This window comes from Methylobacterium sp. FW306-05-D, assembly GCF_058782155.1.
Map to the genome: position 1 here is coordinate 1 of NZ_JBYSXL010000037.1, position 16,830 is coordinate 16,830.

At 74.7% G+C, this 16,830-nt stretch carries 17 protein-coding genes and 1 riboswitch; of the genes, 4 read left to right on the top strand and 13 right to left on the bottom strand.

Going from position 1 to position 16,830, the window contains the following annotated elements:
* Nucleotides 1-26 precede the first annotated feature (26 nt).
* From AC3WLN_RS13920 to cbiE, 4 genes are read right to left on the bottom strand one after another with little or no spacing between them, the layout of a single operon-like run.
* On the bottom strand, nt 27-1,337 hold the full coding sequence (locus AC3WLN_RS13920) for a cobyrinic acid a,c-diamide synthase CobB (protein WP_492482118.1): 1,311 nt from the start codon (nt 1,335-1,337) through the stop codon (nt 27-29).
* Nucleotides 1,334-2,131, bottom strand: a complete 798-nt coding sequence (cobM, locus tag AC3WLN_RS13925) for a precorrin-4 C(11)-methyltransferase (RefSeq protein WP_492482119.1) — start codon at nt 2,129-2,131, stop codon at nt 1,334-1,336. The genes AC3WLN_RS13920 and cobM overlap by 4 nt, the downstream gene beginning before the upstream one ends.
* A complete protein-coding gene (locus AC3WLN_RS13930; protein WP_492482121.1) occupies nt 2,128-2,562 on the bottom strand; it encodes a cobalamin biosynthesis protein in 435 nt (144 codons plus the stop codon). The genes cobM and AC3WLN_RS13930 overlap by 4 nt, the downstream gene beginning before the upstream one ends.
* Nucleotides 2,541-3,779 (bottom strand): precorrin-6y C5,15-methyltransferase (decarboxylating) subunit CbiE, encoded by a 1,239-nt coding sequence (cbiE, locus tag AC3WLN_RS13935; RefSeq protein WP_492482178.1) that lies wholly within the window; start codon nt 3,777-3,779, stop codon nt 2,541-2,543. The genes AC3WLN_RS13930 and cbiE overlap by 22 nt, the downstream gene beginning before the upstream one ends.
* Nucleotides 3,780-3,807: 28 nt before the next feature.
* On the opposite strand from cbiE, the gene AC3WLN_RS13940 reads away from it, so the two are divergent.
* Entirely contained in the window at nt 3,808-4,539 is a 732-nt protein-coding gene (locus tag AC3WLN_RS13940) for a cobalt-precorrin-6A reductase (RefSeq protein ID WP_492482123.1), read from the top strand.
* Nucleotides 4,540-4,559: 20 nt separating this feature from the next.
* On the opposite strand, the gene cobJ is transcribed toward AC3WLN_RS13940, so the two are convergent.
* From cobJ to AC3WLN_RS13985, 9 genes are read right to left on the bottom strand one after another with little or no spacing between them, the layout of a single operon-like run.
* Nucleotides 4,560-5,330, bottom strand: a complete 771-nt coding sequence (cobJ, locus tag AC3WLN_RS13945; RefSeq protein ID WP_492482125.1) for a precorrin-3B C(17)-methyltransferase — start codon at nt 5,328-5,330, stop codon at nt 4,560-4,562.
* Complete coding sequence (locus AC3WLN_RS13950; RefSeq protein WP_492482126.1) at nt 5,327-6,118, bottom strand: precorrin-2 C(20)-methyltransferase; 792 nt, start codon at nt 6,116-6,118, stop codon at nt 5,327-5,329. Before AC3WLN_RS13950 ends, cobJ begins: the two co-directional genes overlap by 4 nt.
* Nucleotides 6,118-6,750, bottom strand: coding sequence for a precorrin-8X methylmutase (locus tag AC3WLN_RS13955; RefSeq protein WP_492482128.1), 633 nt, complete (start codon nt 6,748-6,750; stop codon nt 6,118-6,120). Before AC3WLN_RS13955 ends, AC3WLN_RS13950 begins: the two co-directional genes overlap by 1 nt.
* Nucleotides 6,747-8,063: a ferredoxin-like domain-containing protein gene (locus tag AC3WLN_RS13960; protein ID WP_492482129.1), complete on the bottom strand. Its 1,317-nt coding sequence runs from the start codon at nt 8,061-8,063 to the stop codon at nt 6,747-6,749. Before AC3WLN_RS13960 ends, AC3WLN_RS13955 begins: the two co-directional genes overlap by 4 nt.
* Complete coding sequence (gene cobN / locus AC3WLN_RS13965; protein WP_492482131.1) at nt 8,060-11,413, bottom strand: cobaltochelatase subunit CobN; 3,354 nt, start codon at nt 11,411-11,413, stop codon at nt 8,060-8,062. The genes AC3WLN_RS13960 and cobN overlap by 4 nt, the downstream gene beginning before the upstream one ends.
* A gap of 7 nt (nt 11,414-11,420) precedes the next feature.
* Complete coding sequence (cobW, locus tag AC3WLN_RS13970; RefSeq protein WP_492482133.1) at nt 11,421-12,455, bottom strand: cobalamin biosynthesis protein CobW; 1,035 nt, start codon at nt 12,453-12,455, stop codon at nt 11,421-11,423.
* Entirely contained in the window at nt 12,452-12,880 is a 429-nt protein-coding gene (locus AC3WLN_RS13975; protein WP_492482135.1) for a DUF1636 family protein, read from the bottom strand. Before AC3WLN_RS13975 ends, cobW begins: the two co-directional genes overlap by 4 nt.
* Entirely contained in the window at nt 12,873-13,628 is a 756-nt protein-coding gene (locus AC3WLN_RS13980; RefSeq protein WP_492482137.1) for a CbtA family protein, read from the bottom strand. The genes AC3WLN_RS13975 and AC3WLN_RS13980 overlap by 8 nt, the downstream gene beginning before the upstream one ends.
* A gap of 27 nt (nt 13,629-13,655) precedes the next feature.
* Entirely contained in the window at nt 13,656-13,832 is a 177-nt protein-coding gene (locus AC3WLN_RS13985; RefSeq protein ID WP_055947494.1) for a CbtB domain-containing protein, read from the bottom strand.
* Nucleotides 13,833-13,888: 56 nt separating this feature from the next.
* Nucleotides 13,889-14,081, bottom strand: a riboswitch (cobalamin riboswitch).
* Between the two features lie 106 nt (nt 14,082-14,187).
* On the opposite strand from AC3WLN_RS13985, the gene cobU reads away from it, so the two are divergent.
* The 3 genes from cobU to AC3WLN_RS14000 are packed head-to-tail and all read left to right on the top strand — an operon-like array spanning nt 14,188 to nt 16,782.
* A complete protein-coding gene (cobU, locus tag AC3WLN_RS13990) occupies nt 14,188-14,700 on the top strand; it encodes a bifunctional adenosylcobinamide kinase/adenosylcobinamide-phosphate guanylyltransferase (RefSeq protein ID WP_492482140.1) in 513 nt (170 codons plus the stop codon).
* Nucleotides 14,697-15,308: a cob(I)yrinic acid a,c-diamide adenosyltransferase gene (gene cobO / locus AC3WLN_RS13995; protein ID WP_492482142.1), complete on the top strand. Its 612-nt coding sequence runs from the start codon at nt 14,697-14,699 to the stop codon at nt 15,306-15,308. Before cobU ends, cobO begins: the two co-directional genes overlap by 4 nt.
* A gap of 19 nt (nt 15,309-15,327) precedes the next feature.
* On the top strand, nt 15,328-16,782 hold the full coding sequence (locus AC3WLN_RS14000; protein ID WP_492482144.1) for a cobyric acid synthase: 1,455 nt from the start codon (nt 15,328-15,330) through the stop codon (nt 16,780-16,782).
* The last annotated feature ends 48 nt before the right edge of the window (nt 16,783-16,830 follow it).

Below are 16,830 nucleotides of genomic sequence, written 5' to 3' on the forward strand. Positions count from 1 at the left end.
GCCGGTTAGGGGCTCTCGGCGAGCCCCTAACCGATCCAGTGGAAGAAGCTCCCGGTGACGCAGCCGCGCCGGTGCCCGGCGATTCCGAGGGGCACGCCTTCCGCATCGGTCACCGCCGCGAGCCCCGTCTCGGGCGTCGGAGGCGCGCTCCGCTCGCTGGCATAGTGGAACTCGTGCCCGACGAGGCGCGCGGTCGCGCCCCCGAGGGGGCCGTCGGCCAGCAGCGTCGCGACCCGGTAGCCGAGATGCAGCCGGCGCGTCCGGTAGGAGGTCGCCACCGGCAGCAGGCCCGCCATGGCGTGCGTCACGCCCTCCGCATCCTCCAGGCTCTCGCCCAGGACCATGTAGCCGCCGCACTCCCCGTGCACCGGCTTTTCCCGCGCGAAGACCCGTAATCCGTCGAGGAAGCGCCCGGCCTGTGCCAGGGCGCCCGCATGGAGTTCGGGATAGCCGCCGGGCAGCCAGCAGGCATCGCAATCGGCCGGGGGCGGCTCGTCGGCCAGGGGCGAGAACGCCACGAGCTCGGCCCCCGCCGCCCGCCAACCCGCCGCCATGTGCGGATACAGGAACGAGAACGCGGCATCGGACGCGATGGCGATGCGCTGGCCGGGCGGCCGCGGCAGGAGGCCGGCGCCGGGAGCGGGGGCCGCCCCGGCCGCGACCGCCAGGATCGCGTCGAGGTCGAGGCCGGCCTCGGCGAGGTCGGCGAGGCGGTCGAGGCGGGTCTCGAGGTCGTTGGTCTCGCGGGCCTGGACGAGGCCGAGATGGCGCTCGGGCAGAACGAGGCTCGCATCCCGCATCAGCGCCCCGAGCACCGGCATGCCGATGCGGCTCAGGCCCGTCTCGACGAGGCGGCGGTGGCGGGCGCTCGCGACCTTGTTGAGGATCACCCCGGCGATGCGGATGCGCGGATCGTAGGCCCTGCACCCGAGGGCGAGGGCGGCGGCCGATTGGGCGGCGCCGGAGACGTCGAGGACGAGGATCACGGGCCAGCCGTAGCGCGCGGCGATGTCGGCATTGGCGCCCGTGCGCCCCTCCGGTGCCACGATGCCGTCGAACAGCCCCATCGAGCCCTCCGCGATGACGAGGTCGGCGCCCGTGGCCGAGAGGGCCGCCACGGCGTCGAGCATCGGTTCCGGCATGGCGAAGCTGTCGAGGTTGAAGCTCGGATGGCCGGTGGCCGCCTGGTGGAAGGCGGGGTCGATGTAGTCCGGCCCGCACTTGGCGCCCCGCACGGCGAGGCCCCGCCGGGCCAGCGCCCGCATCAGCGCCAGGGTCACGGTGGTCTTGCCCGAGCTGGAGCGCGGGGCGGCGACGAGGAGGCCGGGCACGCTCACCGTCCCGCTCCGTCCGTGCGTTCGCCCAGCACGGTCTCGCCCGTCGGGCGGAAGCGCCGGTCGTAATCGGGGGAATACAGCGCGCTCTCCCGGAACTCCGCCGGGTCGAGGGCGGGGCCCACCAGGATCAGCGCCGTGCGCTCCAATCCGGCCTCGGCCACCTGGCCGGCGATCGTCGCCAGGGTTCCGGTGAGCACCCGCTCGTCGGGCCAGGTGGCGCGGAACACCACCGCGGCCGGGCAGCCGGCGCCGTAGAACGGCGCCAGCTCGGCCACCACCGCGTCGACGACGTGGATCGAGAGGTGAAGGGCGAGGGTGGCGCCGGTGGCCGCGAAGGCCGCCAGGGTCTCGCGCTCCGGCATGGCGCTGGCGCGCCCGGAGGTGCGGGTGAGGACGACCGACTGGGCGAGGCCCGGCACGGTGAGCTCCCGCCGCAGGAGCGCGGCGGCGGCGGCGAAGGAGGGCACGCCCGGGGTCACCGTGAAGGGAATGCCGGCCTGGGTGAGGCGGCGGGTCTGTTCGGCGAGCGCGCTCCAGATCGAGAGGTCGCCGGAATGCAGGCGTGCCACGTCCTGGCCCGCCGCGTGGGCGGCCGTGCATTCGGCCACGATGGCGTCGAGGTCGAGGGGTGCCGTGTCGACGATGCGGGCGCCCGGCGGACACCAGCCCAGGATCTCGGGTGCGACGAGGGACCCCGCATGCAGGCAGACGGGGCAGCGCGCGATGAGGTCGCGGCCGCGGACGGTGATGAGGTCGGCGGCGCCCGGGCCGGCGCCGATGAAGTGAACGGTCATGGGCCCTGCGTGACGGATTGTGCGCGAAGCGCAAGGGCGCAGGTCGCCCCGGCGCTGGCGATTCGCCGCAGCAGCAGCGTCGCACCGGGCCCGGCGGCGGCGAGCGCGGCGGCCTCCGCCACCGAACCGACCCGCCGCGACGCCTCGATCCGGTGCGACCGAGTGGGCACGTCGGCATCCACGGCGATCAGGGCCTCGGGCGGCACCGCATCCAGCGCACAGCCGAGGCTCTCGGCGGCCGCGCGGATCGCCGACTCCCCGGACCGGTCGGCGGCGGTGGCGAGGCGGCCGAGGCGGGCAAGCGGCAAACCGGTCTCGGCGCAGGCCCGCTCGACTAGGGCGGTGATCTCGGCGGTCGGGGTCGCGTGGCGAAACCCGACCCCGGCGACGAGGTCGCGCTCGGCCGGCCTCATGCCTTCACCCAGGCCCATTGCGTCACCGGCATCGCGCCGCGCCAGCCATGCAGATGCCCGACCGGATCGGCATGGGCGACCGTCAGGCGCTTGAGGCTCCCGCCGCGCTGCGCGAAGGCGGCGAGCAGCACGGCCTCGCCCTCCAGGGTCACCACGTTGGCGACGAGGCGTCCGCCCGGGGGGAGGGCGGCGAGGGCCGCGTCGAGGACCCCCGGGGCGGTGACGCCGCCGCCGATGAAAACGGTGTCGGGCGCCGGCAGGCCGGCCAGCGCTCCGGGGGCGGAGCCCTCCACCACGCGGAGATCCGGCACGCCGAGGCGGCCCGCATTGCGGGCGATGCGGGCGGCCCGGGCCGGATTGCCCTCGACGGCGATGGCCCTGAGGCTCGGATGGCGCAGCATCCACTCGATGGAGATCGAGCCCGCCCCGGCACCGATGTCCCATAGGATCTGCCCGGCGCGCGGACGCAGGGCGGCCAGCGTCACGGCCCGGATATCGGCCTTAGTCAATTGGCCGTCGTTCTCGAACCAGGCGTCGTCGAGGCCCGGGCTGAGGGGGACCACCTGCGCCGTCGGCGGGCCGACGACCTCGATGCCGAGGGTGTTGAGCGGGTCGATCCCGGTGAGGTCGAAGCCCTCCGCCGTCGCGCTGCGGCGGCGCTCGCGCGGGCCTCCCATGGCCTCCAGGACGGTGAGGCGGGACGCGCCGAGGCCGCGCTCGGCGAGCAGCGCGGCGACCGCCCCCGGCGTGGTCTCGTCCCAGGTCAGGACCAGGAGGCGGGCGCCGGGCTGGAGATGGGGGATCAGCCGGGGCAGCGCCCGGCCGTGCAGGGTCAGGCAGGCGGTCTCCGCCAGGGGCCAGCCGAGGCGGGCGCCGGCGAGGCTGAAGGCGGAGGGGTGCGCGAAGACCCGCATCTCCTCGGCGGGCACGAGGCGGGCGATCTCGGCGCCGATGCCGTAGTGGAACGGATCGCCGGTCGCCAGGATGCAGGTGGGCGTGCCGCGCCGGGCGAGGAGGCCCGGATAGGCGTCCGCGATCGGGCTCGGCCAGGCTCGCGTCTCGGCGGCGAGCGGCGCGGCCAGTGCCAGGTGCCGGTGCCCGCCATAGACGAGGTGCGCGCCGTCGAGGGCGGCGGCGGCGGCGGGGCTCAGGCCCGCGCGGCCCTCCTCGCCGATGCCCACGATGGTGAGCCAGGGGGCGGCCGGCGGCACGGTGGACAGGGTGTCAGCGGTCATGGAGAACGGCCCCATTGATGGGGGGAGCATGCGGATACTGATCCTGGGCGGCACCGGCGAGGCGAGCGCCCTGGTGCGCGGGCTGCTGGCGGCTGAGCGGCGCGACGCGATGACCCTGTCGCTCGCCGGCCGCACCAGCCAGCCGAAGGCGGAGCCGGTGCCGACCCGCATCGGCGGCTTCGGCGGCGCGGAGGGGCTGGCCGCGTGGCTCGCCCAGGACCGCACCGACCTCGTGGTCGACGCGACGCATCCCTTCGCGGCCCGGATGAGCGCCAATGCGGCCGAAGCCTGCGCGCTGACCGGGACGCGCCTGCTGGCGATCCGCCGCCCGGCCTGGAGGCCGGTGGCCGGCGACCGCTGGACCGAGGTGCCCGACATGGCCGCCGCCGCCCGGGCGCTCGGCCCCGCGCCGCGCCGGGTCTTCCTCACCATCGGCCGGCAGGAAATCGGCGCCTTCGCGGCCGCGCCCCAGCACGACTACGTGGTGCGGGCCATCGAGGACATCGCCCTGGCGGTGCCGCGGCTGACCTCCGTCCAGGCGCGCGGCCCGTTCGACGCCGCCGCCGAGGCGGGGTTCCTGGCCGCGCGCGCGATCGAGGTCCTGGTCAGCAAGAATTCCGGAGGCGACGCCACCTACGGCAAGATCGCCGCCGCGCGGGCGCTGGGCTTGGCCGTGGTGATGGTGGCCCGTCCGGAGAAGCCGGACGTGCCGAGCGTGCCGGACGCCGGGGCCGCCCTCGCGCGGATCGCCGCCGGGTAAGGCCTGCGCCGACGCCCGCATCACGCCGCCGGCACGCTGCGCGGCGTGTAGACGAAGGGGGTCGCGTCGCCGCGCGGGATCAGGCGGGTGGCCGAGGCGCCGATGATCACCATCGTGGCCATGTCGGCCGTCGTCGTGCGGGCCTCGTCGAGGGTGAGCACGCGGATCGCCTCGTCGGGCCGCGAGACCGCGCGGGCGAAGATCACCGGCGTGTCGCCGCGCCGGATCCCGGCGGCGAGGTCGAGGGCGCTGCCGAGCTGCCACGGCCGGGCGGAGGAGATCGGATTGTAGAGGGAGATCACGAAATCCGCCCGCAGCACCGCCTCCAGCCGAGCGGTGATGACTTCCCAGGGCTTGAGATTGTCCGAGAGGGACATCGCACAGAAATCGCCGCCGAGCGGCGCGCCGAGGCGGGCGGCCGCGGCCAGCATCGCGGTGATGCCCGGCTCCACCGTGATGGGGAGACGGGCCCAGGCCGGGTCGCCGGCCTCCACCGCCTCGAACACGGCCGCCGCCATGGCGAACACGCCGGGATCGCCGCCCGAGACCACCGCGACGCGCCGGCCGGCGGCGGCGAGTTCGAGGGCGTGGCGGGCCCGGTCGACCTCGACGCGGTTGTCGCTGGCGTGGCGGACGAGCCCCGGCCGCTCGGGCACCCGGGCGACGTAGGGGATGTAGCCGATGAGGTCCTGCGCCTGGGCCAGGGCCTCCTGGGCGGCGGCCGTCAGCAGGCGCGGATCGCCGGGCCCGAGGCCGACGATCGTCACCGACCCCGGGACGGGACCGCTCACGGCCGGCGTCCCTCGCCGGGCAGGAGCACCATCGAGAAGTAGGGCGCCACGTCGTCGGGCTTGTCCTTGAGGGCGATCACCCGCTCGCCCGCCATGGTGCCGCGCTCGACATAGACCGCGCGCTCCAGCACGCCGGCCTCGGCCAGCGCCGCCCGCACCTTCGGCAGGTGGCGGCCGAGCTTCATCAGCACGGCGGCGTCGGTGGCGCGCAGGCGCTCCACCAGCGCGGCGTGCGGCAGGGTCGCCGGCAGCACGGTGAGCACGTCGTCGCCCCAGGTGATCGGGGTGCCGGCCCGGGTCCAGCAGCCGGACATGCCAGTGACGCCGGGCACGACTTCGACGGGGAAACGGTCCTTCAGGCGGCGCCACAGGTGCATGAAGGAGCCGTAGAAGAACGGATCGCCCTCCGACAGGATCGCCACGTCCCGGCCCGCGCCGAGATGGTCGGCGAGGCGCCCGGCCGCGTCGTCGTAGAAGGCGGCGAGCGCCGCGACGTAGTCCGGGTGCTCGGGGTGGAGTTCGGTGGTGTAGGGATAGACCAGCGGGTATTCGCGCCCCGGCTCGGCGGCCAGCACCGCGTCCGCGATGGTGCGGGCATTGCCGCGCCGGCCCTTTTTGCAGAAATGCACCAGCACCGGGGCCCGCTCCAGCACCCGCATGGCGCGCACGGTGAGGTAGTCCGGCTCGCCCGGGCCCATGCCGACGCCGAACAGGGTGCCGGTGGTCGCCGCGCGCGGGATCTCGGTCCGCTCCGCCACCTCGGGGGGGTGCCGCTCGCCCAACTCCATCACTCGATCTCTTGCGCGAGCGCATTGACGGCCGCGGCCGTCATGGCGCTGCCGCCGCGCCGGCCATGGACCACGATGAAGGGCACGCGGCCGTCGCGGGCGAGCGCTTCCTTCGATTCGGCGGCGCCGACGAAGCCCACCGGGATGCCGATGACGGCCGCCGGCGGGGCTATGCCCTCGTCGAGGAGTTCGAGAAGGCGGAACAGCGCGGTCGGGGCATTGCCCACCGCCACGACGCTGCCGGGCAGGTGCTCGCGCCAGAGCTCCATGGCGGCGGCCGAGCGGGTGGTGTTCATGGCGGCGGCGAGCTCCGGCACGCGCGGGTCGCTCAGGGTGCAGATCACCCGGTTGTCGGCGGGCAGCCGGGCCCGCGTGACGCCGTCGGCGACCATGCGCACGTCGCACAGGATCGGCGCGCCGGCCTTCAGGGCCGCTTCGCCGGCCTGCGCGAAATCGGGCGAAGCCTCGACGTCGCGCGGCAGGTCGGTCATGCCGCAGGCATGAATCATCCGCACCACGACCCGCTCGGCGGTGCCCTGGAAGCGCGCGAGATCGGCCTCGGCCCGGATCATCGCGAAGGAGCGGGCGTAGATCGCCCCTCCGTCACGCAGGTAGTCGAGGCGGGAACTCATGACGGTCGCGGTCCTGGCGGGTGTTCTGGGACGATCTGGGCGAGGGATAATGCCGAATCCGCCCTCCTTACGCGCTCCAGCGCGGCCTCGAAAGGGAGGCGCGTCGCCGGCAACGCATCCGGGCGCCCGGACAGCACCACGTCGTAGTGTCCGTCCCGCCCGACGAGGGTGAGGTCGGTAACGCCCGGATGGGCGCAGCCCTTGGGGCAGCCCGAGACATGGGCGCGCAGGCCACGGGCCGCGAAGGGCCGGAACGCCTCCGCCAGGCGGGCCGCGTCGTGCAGGGTCGGCGTCGAGCCCGACGCGCAGGCCGGCGCGCCCGGGCAGGTGGCCACCGCTCCGCGCGGATCCTCGGCCCGCGTCAGGAAGCCGGCCCCGGCCAGGATTTCGCGCGCGGCCTCGGCGGCTGCGGCATCGGCGCAGACGAGGAGGAAGCCGCGGGTCGGCGAGAGGCACAGGGCGTCCGCGCCGACGGCGTCCGCCGTGTCGGCGAGATCGTCGAGGGCGTCGGCCGTGCAGCGGCCGAAGGGGGCGTCGACGAGCAGGGCGCGGGGAGCGGATTCGTGCCGCTCGCCGGAGACTGCCAGCGTCGTATCCAGGGCGATCAGACCCGGGCTCAAGCGGGACGACCCGGCCGGGGCTGGGATACGCCGCAGGGCGAAGCGCGCCAGAGCATCCGCGCGGACCCTAAGCGGAACGTCGCGCATCCGGCGTTCCCCGCTCGCCGCCAGCAGGCGCAGGGCCGCCTCCACGACGGCTTCCACGTCATCGGCCAGCCACCAGGCCGCGTCGCCGGCGAGGTGCAGGGCCAGGCCCGCCTCGGTGACGACGCCGTGAAGGTCGGCCTCCGCCGCGCCGAGGATGAGGCCGTGTGCGGCCGACTCGATGGCGACCAGAGTTTTCGGCGGCAGGCCGGGAATCGCCAGCCCGATCGCCTCGATGGCCCGGGCCAGGGCGGGGACCGCATCGGAATCGAGCCCCGCCAGCGGCGTGGTCAGGGTCAGGCGCTGCGGTCCCCCGTCATGGCGGACATCGCCGAGCCCGACGGCCGCCAGCGCCTCGGCGAGGCCGCAGCGGGTCGCTTCGGTGACGCCGCGAACCTGCAGGTTGGCCCGGGCGGTGACGTCGACATGGCCGTTGCCGAAGCGGCGCGCCCCGTCCGCCACCGTCCGCGCCTGGGCCCGAGTCAGCCGTCCGAGGAGCGGGTGGACGCGGGCGAGCAGGCCGTCGCCGGTGGGCATCGGCCGGGCGAGGCTCGGGCACCAGCCGCGCCGGCTCGGCGCCTCCGGGGCGACGCGGCGGGGCGCATTCATTCCGCCGCCTCGCGCAGCAGCTCATCGGCCGCCATCTCGTCGGCCGCCATGGCGTTGCGCCGGGTGGTCCAGAGGCCGCGCCGGCGGGCCTCGTCGAAGCGCTCGAGGATGGCGCGGGCCGCCTCCGGATTGGCCGCCCGCAGGGTCTCGAAGGTCTCGAGGTCGGCGATCATCGCGCCGTAGAGCCGGTCGAGGTCGGCGTCCGAGACCGCATCCGTGGTGGCGGCGAGAACGAACACCGCGTCGACCCCTTGCGCCAGTTCCTGGGCACCGCGATAGCCGTGCCGGAGCTGCGCCGCGATCCAGCGCGGATGGGCGAGGCGTCCCCGGATCAGGCGGGCGGCGTCCTCGCGGGCGGTCCGGGCCTTCGGGGTCTCGGGCGTGGCGACGTCGAGACTGTAGAGCGCGGGGCGCGCGCCCGTCAGGGCGGCGGCGGCCGAGAAGCCGCCCATCGCCTCCACGGCGGCGTCGCCGTCGAGGAGGTCGCGCTCGGCTACGTCGAAGGCGTGCACGTAAGCGTCGGCGCCGGCCACCCGGGCGGCGAAGCCCGCATCCGCCGCCTCCGCCGCGCCGCCATAGGCGTGGGAGGTGGCGTCCAGGTAGGCGCGCCCGAGATCGTCGCGGCTGTCCCAGGCCCCGTCGAGGGTGAGGCCCCCGGCCCCCGCGCCGTAGCGCCCGGGCGCCGCGCCGTAGACGCGGGCCGGCGCCTCGCCCCGGCGGCGGGCAGCGGCCAGCGGGTTCTCGTCGTCCTCTTCCTCCCGAGCGGCCACCGCCTCGGCGGCGCGGGCGAGGAGCGACAGCGTCTCGGGAAAGGTATCCCGGAAGGCGCCCGAGACCCGCACCGTCACGTCGATGCGCGGCCGGTCGAGGAGCGCCAGCGGCAGCACCTCGAAGCCGGTGACCCGGGTGGAGGCATGGTCCCAGACCGGGCGCACGCCCATCAGCGCCAGGGCGTGCGCGATGTCCTCGCCGCCGGTGCGCAGGGTGGGCGAGGCCCAGAGGTCCATGACGATCCGGGCCGGGTACTCGCCCTCGTCCTGCAGGTAGCGCAGCACCACCGCGTCGGCGGCCCTGGCGCCCAGGGTGGTCGCGGCCCGGGTCGGCAGGCTGCGCGGGTCGAGGGTGGCGAGGTTGCGCCCCGTCGGCATCACGTCGGTGCGCCCGCGCGACGGCGAGCCGGCGGGACCCGGTGGCACGAAGCGTCCGTCGAGGGCGCGCAGCAGGCCGAGGCGCTCGCCCTCGGCGCAGGCCGCCACGGCGGCGGGCGCCTCCGAGTCGGCGCGGCCGAAGACGTGCAGCCCGTCGCGGGCGGTCACCTCGCCGAGGTCGCAGAGATGCGCGTCGAGGGCCGCCAGCGCGTCCGGCATCGGCGTGTCGGCGTCGATCCCGGCGCCGGCCAGGAGCCCGGCCGACATCGCCTCCTCGAGGATGGTGCGGGCCAGGATCGCGGCGCGGCGCGGATCGAGCACGCTGGCGGCGGAGTATTCCTCCACGAGTTCGCGCAGGCGCGCCGCGTCGGGGTCGAGCCCCGTCACGCCGGTCTGCGGCGTCAGGTGCCCGAGGGCGACGCCGCCCAGGCGCCGCTTCAGGGGCGCGGCCTCGCCCGGATCGTCGACGATGAAGGGATAGACCACCGGGAGCGCCCCGACGGCGCGGGCCGGCCAGCAGTCCGGCGACAGGGCGACCGCCTTGCCCGGCAGCCACTCGGTGGTGCCGTGGGTGCCGAGATGGACCAGGGCGTCGAAGCGGGTGCGCAATCCGAGATGGAAGGCGAGATAGGCGTGGGTCGGCACCGCGTCGGGGTCGTGATAGGCGGCCTTCCGGTCCGCCGACCGTCCGCGATCGGGCTGGAGGAACACGGCGAGGCGCCCGCCCTCCGGGGCCACGCTCGCGAAGCGGAACGCGCCGTCCCGGCAGGCCGGGTCGGCCTCGGGCGGACCCCACTCGGCGTCGAGGGCCGCGCGGGCGGTCTCGGGCAGCGTGCCGAGCCACGCCCGATAGGCATCGAGGGCGACCGCGAAGTCCTTCGGCCCCCGCGTCAGGCCCCGCATCAGGGCATCGGCCTCGGGCAGCGCGCCGACGCCGTAGCCGGCTTGGGCGAGATCCGCCACGATCGCCCGTGCGCTCTCCGGGGTGTCGAGGCCGACGGCGAAGCCCGCGCGGCCGCCGCGGGCGGGATAGTCCGAGAGCACCAGGGCGAGGCGGCGCTCGGCGGGGGGCAGGCGCGCGAGGCGGACCCAGGCGGCGGCACGCTCGGCGAGCGCCGCGATGCCCTCGGCATGGGGCACGGCCCGGCGCTCGGCGAAGCCCTCGGTCTCCGGACCCTCCTCCTTGAACGAGATTGGAAACCCGGAGAGCCGCCCGTCGAATTCCGGCAGGGCGACCTGCATGGCGAGGTCGGCCGCACCCATGCCCCGGGCCGAGGCGGTCCAGGCGTCCCGCGCCGCGCCGATGCTGAAGGCCTGGATCACCGGGCAATCGGCGCCGTCGAGGACGAAACCCGCATCCTCCCGGGCCGAGAAGGCGGTGGCGGCGATCACGACGGCGGGCCGGTGCGCCGCGATGGCGGCCCGCAGGGGCTCGGTCGCGGCGGGGTCCTTGAGGCTCGACACCGCCACGGCCAGCACCGCGAGGCGGCGGACCTGCAGCGCCGCGCTGAAGGCCGCGATCGGTGCGGTGTCGCCCGAGAGCACGCTCGACCGGTAGACCACCAGCAGCGCCAGGGGCGCCGCGTGTGGGACAGTCTGGAACGGCCGCCCGGCGGACAGGGCCTGACCGTCCGCGACGGGGCCGCAGCCCGGACAGCAGACGAAGCCGCGGGGGAGGGGCAGGGGCGGCTCGACGGGGCCGCCAAACCCGATCTCGGCGCCGATGCGCCCGACGAGGCGGCGCAGGTTCTCCGCCCCCCCGGCCCGGAAATAGGCATCGAAGGCGGGGGCGAGGTCCGGCTTCGTGGAATAGCCGTCGAGGCGCGGGTCGGGCCGGTCGTCGCCCGGCAGCACCACGAGCACGACCCCGGCGGCGCGGGCGGCGGCGGCGGCGCGCTCGAGGCCGTAGCGCCAGTAATCGAGCCCGCCGAGGCAGCGGATGACCACGATCCGCGACTTGGCGATCACCGACTCGACGTAGAGGTCGACCGACATCGGGTGGCGGAGCTTAGCGAGCTTGGCGAGCCGCAGGGTCGGTATCTCGGCCGAACCCGGCGGGAAGGCCGCCGCGTGAGCGCCGGCCATCCCGAAGAGATCCGAATCGGTGAAGGACAGGAACACGATGTCCCCCGGCGCCTGACCGAGATCGACCGCGGCTTCGCCCTCGTCGAGGGAGACCGTATCGATGCGGATCAGGTGCATGGGGGGCTCATCCCGCCAGGGCGGCGGCGACGGCGCCCTGATCGAAGCCCTTGAGGCCGATGACCACGAGGCGGCCGTCGCGGGGTTCGGCGGCCTTCCAGGGACGGTCGTAATGGTGCGCGATGCGGGCGCCGACGCCCTGGACCACGAGGCGCATCGGCTTGCCGGTGACCTCGGCGAAGCCCTTGATGCGCAGCACGCCCTCCGTCTCGGCGGCGCGCGCGACGCGGATGGCGAGGTCCTCGGCGGAGGCCGTCGCCGTCACCGGCAACGCCACCGAATCGAAGTCGTCGTGGTCGTGGTCCTCGCCCTCGCCGTGGTGGGAGGGGCGCGCGTCGAGATCGTCCTCGGCCGCCGCCTGGATTCCCAGGATCACGCGCGGGTCGAGGCGGCCGTGCTCGGCCTCCACCATCTTCACGGCGCGGGGCAGGTGCCCGGCGACCTCGGCGCGGACCTTGTCGCGGCCCGCCGCGTCGAGGAGGTCGGCCTTGTTCATCACCACGAGGTCGGCGCAGAGGAGCTGGTCCTCGAACACCTCTTCCAGCGGGTTGTCGTGGTCGACGCTGGCATCGTCGGCGCGCTGGGCGGCCAGGGCCGTCGGGTCGTCGGCGAAGAAGCCCGCGGCCACGGCGGGACCGTCGATGACCGCCACCACGCCGTCCACGGTCACCCGCGAACGGATCGCCGGCCACTGGAAGGCCTGGACGAGGGGCTTTGGCAGGGCGAGGCCCGAGGTCTCGATCAGGATGTGCTCGGGCGGATCGGCCCGGTCGAGGAGCTTGTTCAGGGCCGGCACGAAGTCGTCGGCCACGGTGCAGCAGATGCAGCCGTTGGCGAGCTCGACGATGTCCTCGTCGCCGCAGCCCTCGATGCCGCAGGCGGCCAGGAACGAGCCGTCGAAGCCGATATCGCCGAACTCGTTGACGATGATGGCGAGGCGCCGGCCGTTCGCGTTCTCCACGAGGTGGCGCACCAGGGTGGTCTTGCCGGCCCCGAGGAAGCCCGTGACGATGGTGCAGGGGATCTTGGCGACGAGGGTCATTCGGCGGCGTCCGGATGGGGTGTCGCCGCGACGGGCGGCAGGGGAGCGGGGAACGGCGGGATGCGGGCGACGACGCCCTTGCGGAATTCCTGAGGCCTCGCCTTCCACGGCACGATGCCGTCCGGCGTCTCGGCATAGAGCGCGACGCCGTCCAGGATGGTGCCGGCGGAGGCGACCGGGTCGAGGTCGCCGTAGACGTAGGTCCAGCGGCCTTGCGAGGCCACCGCCACGGTGCAGGGGCGCTTGCAGACCGAGAGGCATTCGACGCCCTCGACCGTGATGCCCGGATGGGCGCCCGTGCTCACCGCCTCCTGGAGGGCGGCCAGCAGGAGCGCTCCGGCGCGCGGCTCGGAGACGTCGCCGGCCGCCCGGCAGGTGGCGCAGACGTAGAGCGTGACGGGGGCGATGGATTCCGGCTCAGGCATGAACCGGCCGATTCCGGCCGAACAGGCCCCAGGCCCAGCCATAGGCCAGCCCGATCACCGCCCAGAACACGAAGGCGATGCCGAGGGAGCGCGCGGCGAATTGCGCCGCGTAGGACGCGGGCAGGTTCGAGGCGGCGTGGCTCGCCTCCGGCGCGCCGGCCAGGTGCGGCGCCACCAGAAGGACGATGCCGCCCGCGATGGAGATCGGCGCCCGCCGGATCGCGATGAGGTAGAGGCCCATGGCGGTGGCTGCGGCCGTCATTACCCACCAGAACTGGCGGTCGGCCAGGGGCGCGGCCTCCATGCCGGGGAGTTCCGGCGCGAGGCCGAGCGCCGGGGCCAGTGCCACCGCGAGGAAGCCCCCGATGGCGAAGCGCAGGCCGGCCTCGGGGCTGGGCTCGCGGTTGCAGGCGAGGAGCATGGCGCCGAGCAGGAGGGCGTAGCCGATGCCGCCCACCAGGGTGGCGAGTGCCGTGAAGGCCATGCGCGGCAGGCCGGGGCCGGGCTGCCAGTCGGGCGCGACCTCGCCGCCCGCCACCGAGGGGTCGCGGGTGCCGTGATCGTGACCGCCGTGGACGCGCACGATCAGCGATGCGGGAATCGGCAGGGCGGACGCCGCGGAGGCCTGCGTCTCGTAGCGCTCGGCCGCGATGATGAGCGGCGAGGTGAGCGCGAGCTGCAGGCCCGTCGCGACGACGGCCGCGAGGAAGCCGGCGACCAGGGCCGCCGACACGAGCCGGATGATCATGGGATTGTCTGCCTTAAGCGCAGGCGCTCAGTGGCAGGGGAAGTTCTGGCTGTGGCGGAAGTCGTGCGCCGCGTTGTGCAGCGCCATCGCCGGGGCGAAGCCCGCCATGAACACGAGGCCGAGGCCGAGGAAGGCGGCCACGAGGACGGCGCCGAGGCGCTCGTTGGTGCGGGTGCCGGTCAGGACGAGGGTGTTGGTCGACATCGGGTCATCTCCTGGCCGCCCCGCCGGCGGCCGTCAAGCATCGAGCGGGTGGACGGCAGGTCCACTCTCGGGCGGCAGGTCTCCTGGCTCGCGGGTCGCTGGTCCTGCCGCCTTCCCGGATCGCTCCAGTGGCTGATGGCAGTCCCGTCTCCGCTCACAGTTGCGGGGGCAGCCGCGGTTTCAGGGTCGCCCCCTCACCGCATTCCCTTTTCACCCCGTTGCCGGGGCACCGTCCGATCCACGCTTCTACGCGGTTGCCGGTGCGCTGACAACGCGGCCCGCGCGGGTTTCCCGCCTTTGACCGGAGGCCCCGATTTCGGGCACAGCGTTCCGCATGCCGCACCCGACTCCCCGAATGACCCTCGTGCTCGGCGGCGCGCGCTCGGGCAAGAGCGCCCATGCCGAGGCGCTGATCGAAGCCTGTCCCGGCCCGTGGCTCTATCTCGCCACCGCCCAGGCCTGGGACGACGAGATGCGGGCGCGCATCGCGCTCCATCGCGCCCGCCGCCCGGAGGGCTGGATCACGCAGGACGTGCCGCTCGCCTTGGCCGAGGCGGTCGCCGCCGCGACCGGGCCGGTGCTGGTCGATTGCCTGACCCTCTGGCTGACCAACCTCATCCTGTCGGAGGCCGACGTGGAGGCCGCCACCGCCGCGCTGCTCGCGGCCTGCGCGGCGGCACCCGGCCCGGTGGTCCTGGTCGGCAACGAAGTCGGGCTCGGGATCGTGCCGGAGAATGCGCTGGCCCGCCGGTTTCGCGACGCCGCCGGGCGCCTGCACCAGCGCCTCGCGGCCCAAGCCGACCACGTCGTCCTCACGGTGGCGGGCCTTCCCCTGGTCGTGAAACCCCAACCCGGAGCCACCCCATGACGGATGCCGAAACCGAGGCCGCGCGCCACCGCGAAAAGATGGAGAAGCGCAAGGCCGTGCAGGACGCCGAGGTCGCGGAGAAGACGATCGAGAAGGGGCTCCTCATCGTCAACACCGGACCCGGCAAGGGCAAGACCACGGCGGCCCTCGGGCTGATGCTGCGGGCGCTGGGCCACGGCTGGCGCGTCGGCGTGGTGCAGTTCATCAAGGGCGCCTGGGACACGGGCGAGAAGCACGCCCTCGAGGCCTTCGGCGACCGCATCGATTGGCACACCTTGGGGGAAGGCTTCACCTGGGAGACCCAGGACAAGGCCCGTGACATCGCCGCCGCCGAGCACGCCTGGGCCAAGGCCCTCGACCTCATGGCCGACCCGACGATCCGCCTCGTCGTGCTGGACGAGCTCAACATCGCCCTGCGCTACGACTACCTGGACCTCGACGCCGTGGTGGCGGCCTTCCGGGCCCGCCGCCCGGACCTCCACGTCGTCGTCACCGGCCGCAACGCCAAGCCGGCCCTGATCGAGGCCGCCGATCTCGTCACCGAGATGGCATCCGTGAAGCACCACTTCGCCGCCGGGGTGAAGGCGCAGGTGGGGATCGAGTTCTGATGGTCCGGACGCGCGCCCGATGACCCGCGCCCTCATGATCCAGGGCACCGGCTCGGATGTCGGCAAGTCGCTGATCGTGGCCGGTCTGTGCCGGGTCTTCGCGCGGCGGGGGCTCGCGGTGCGGCCGTTCAAGCCGCAGAACATGTCGAACAACGCCGCCGTCACGGCCGATGGCGGCGAGATCGGCCGGGCCCAGGCGCTGCAGGCGCGGGCGGCCGGGGTGGCGCCCTCCGTGCACATGAACCCGGTGCTGCTGAAGCCCCAGAGCGAGACCGGGAGCCAGGTCGTGGTCCAGGGCCGCATGGTCGGCACCGCCAAGGCGCGGGACTACCAGGCCTGGAAGCCGCGCCTCCTCGCCTCCGTGCTGGAGAGCTTTTCGTATCTGAAGGCGCAAGCCGACCTCGTGGTGGTGGAAGGCGCCGGCTCGGCCTCCGAGGTCAACCTGCGGGCCGGCGACATCGCCAACATGGGATTCGCCCGCGCGACGGACACGCCGGTGATCCTGCTCGGCGACATCGACCGGGGCGGCGTCATCGCCAGCCTCGTCGGCACGAAGGCGGTGATCGATCCGGCCGACGCGGCGATGATCCGGGGCTTCCTCGTCAACCGCTTCCGCGGCGACCCGAGCCTGTTCGCCGACGGCATGGCGACGATCGCGCGGGCGACCGGCTGGCCGAGCTTCGGCCTGATCCCGCACTTTCCCGACGCGGCGCGCCTGCCGGCGGAGGATGCCCTCGGGCTCGCCGGCTCGGGCGCCGGCGCGGCCCGGCGCAAGGTCGTGGCCGTGCCGGTGCTGCCGCGCATCGCCAATTTCGACGATCTCGACCCGCTTCGGGCCGAGCCCGACGTGGCGGTGGTGCTCGTGCGCCCGGGCGAACCGATCCCGGTGGCCGACCTCGTCCTGCTGCCGGGCTCGAAGACCACCATCGACGATCTCGAGGCCTTCAGCGCCGAGGGCTGGGACATCGACCTGCGCGCCCATGTCCGGCGGGGCGGACGGGTGCTCGGCCTGTGCGGCGGCTACCAGATGCTCGGCCGGCGCATCGACGACCCGCACGGCATCGAGGGCGCGCCCCGCTCCGTGCCGGGCCTCGGGCTCCTCGACATCGAGACCGTCATGACGCCGGTCAAGCACCTGGCCGCCGTCACCGGCACCAGCTTGGCCGACGGCGTGCCCTTCTCGGGCTACGAGATGCATGTGGGCGACACCACCGGGCCGGATACGGCGCGCCCGGCGATCCGGCTCGCGGACGGGCGCTTCGACGGCGCGGTCTCGGCCGATGGCCGTGTGACCGGCACCTACGTGCACGGCCTGTTTTCCGACGACCGGCAGCGCGGCGCCTGGCTCGCCCGCCTCGGGGCGGCCCCGAGCGGCCTGGCCTACGAGGCCGGCATCGAGGCGGTGCTCGACCTGCTGGCCGATCATCTCGAAGCGCATGTCGCCTGCGACGCGCTGCTCGCCCTGGCGTTGTAGCGGCCGAACGGATTAGGCTCGGGCTCGGAACGCCCGCACCGAACGGGT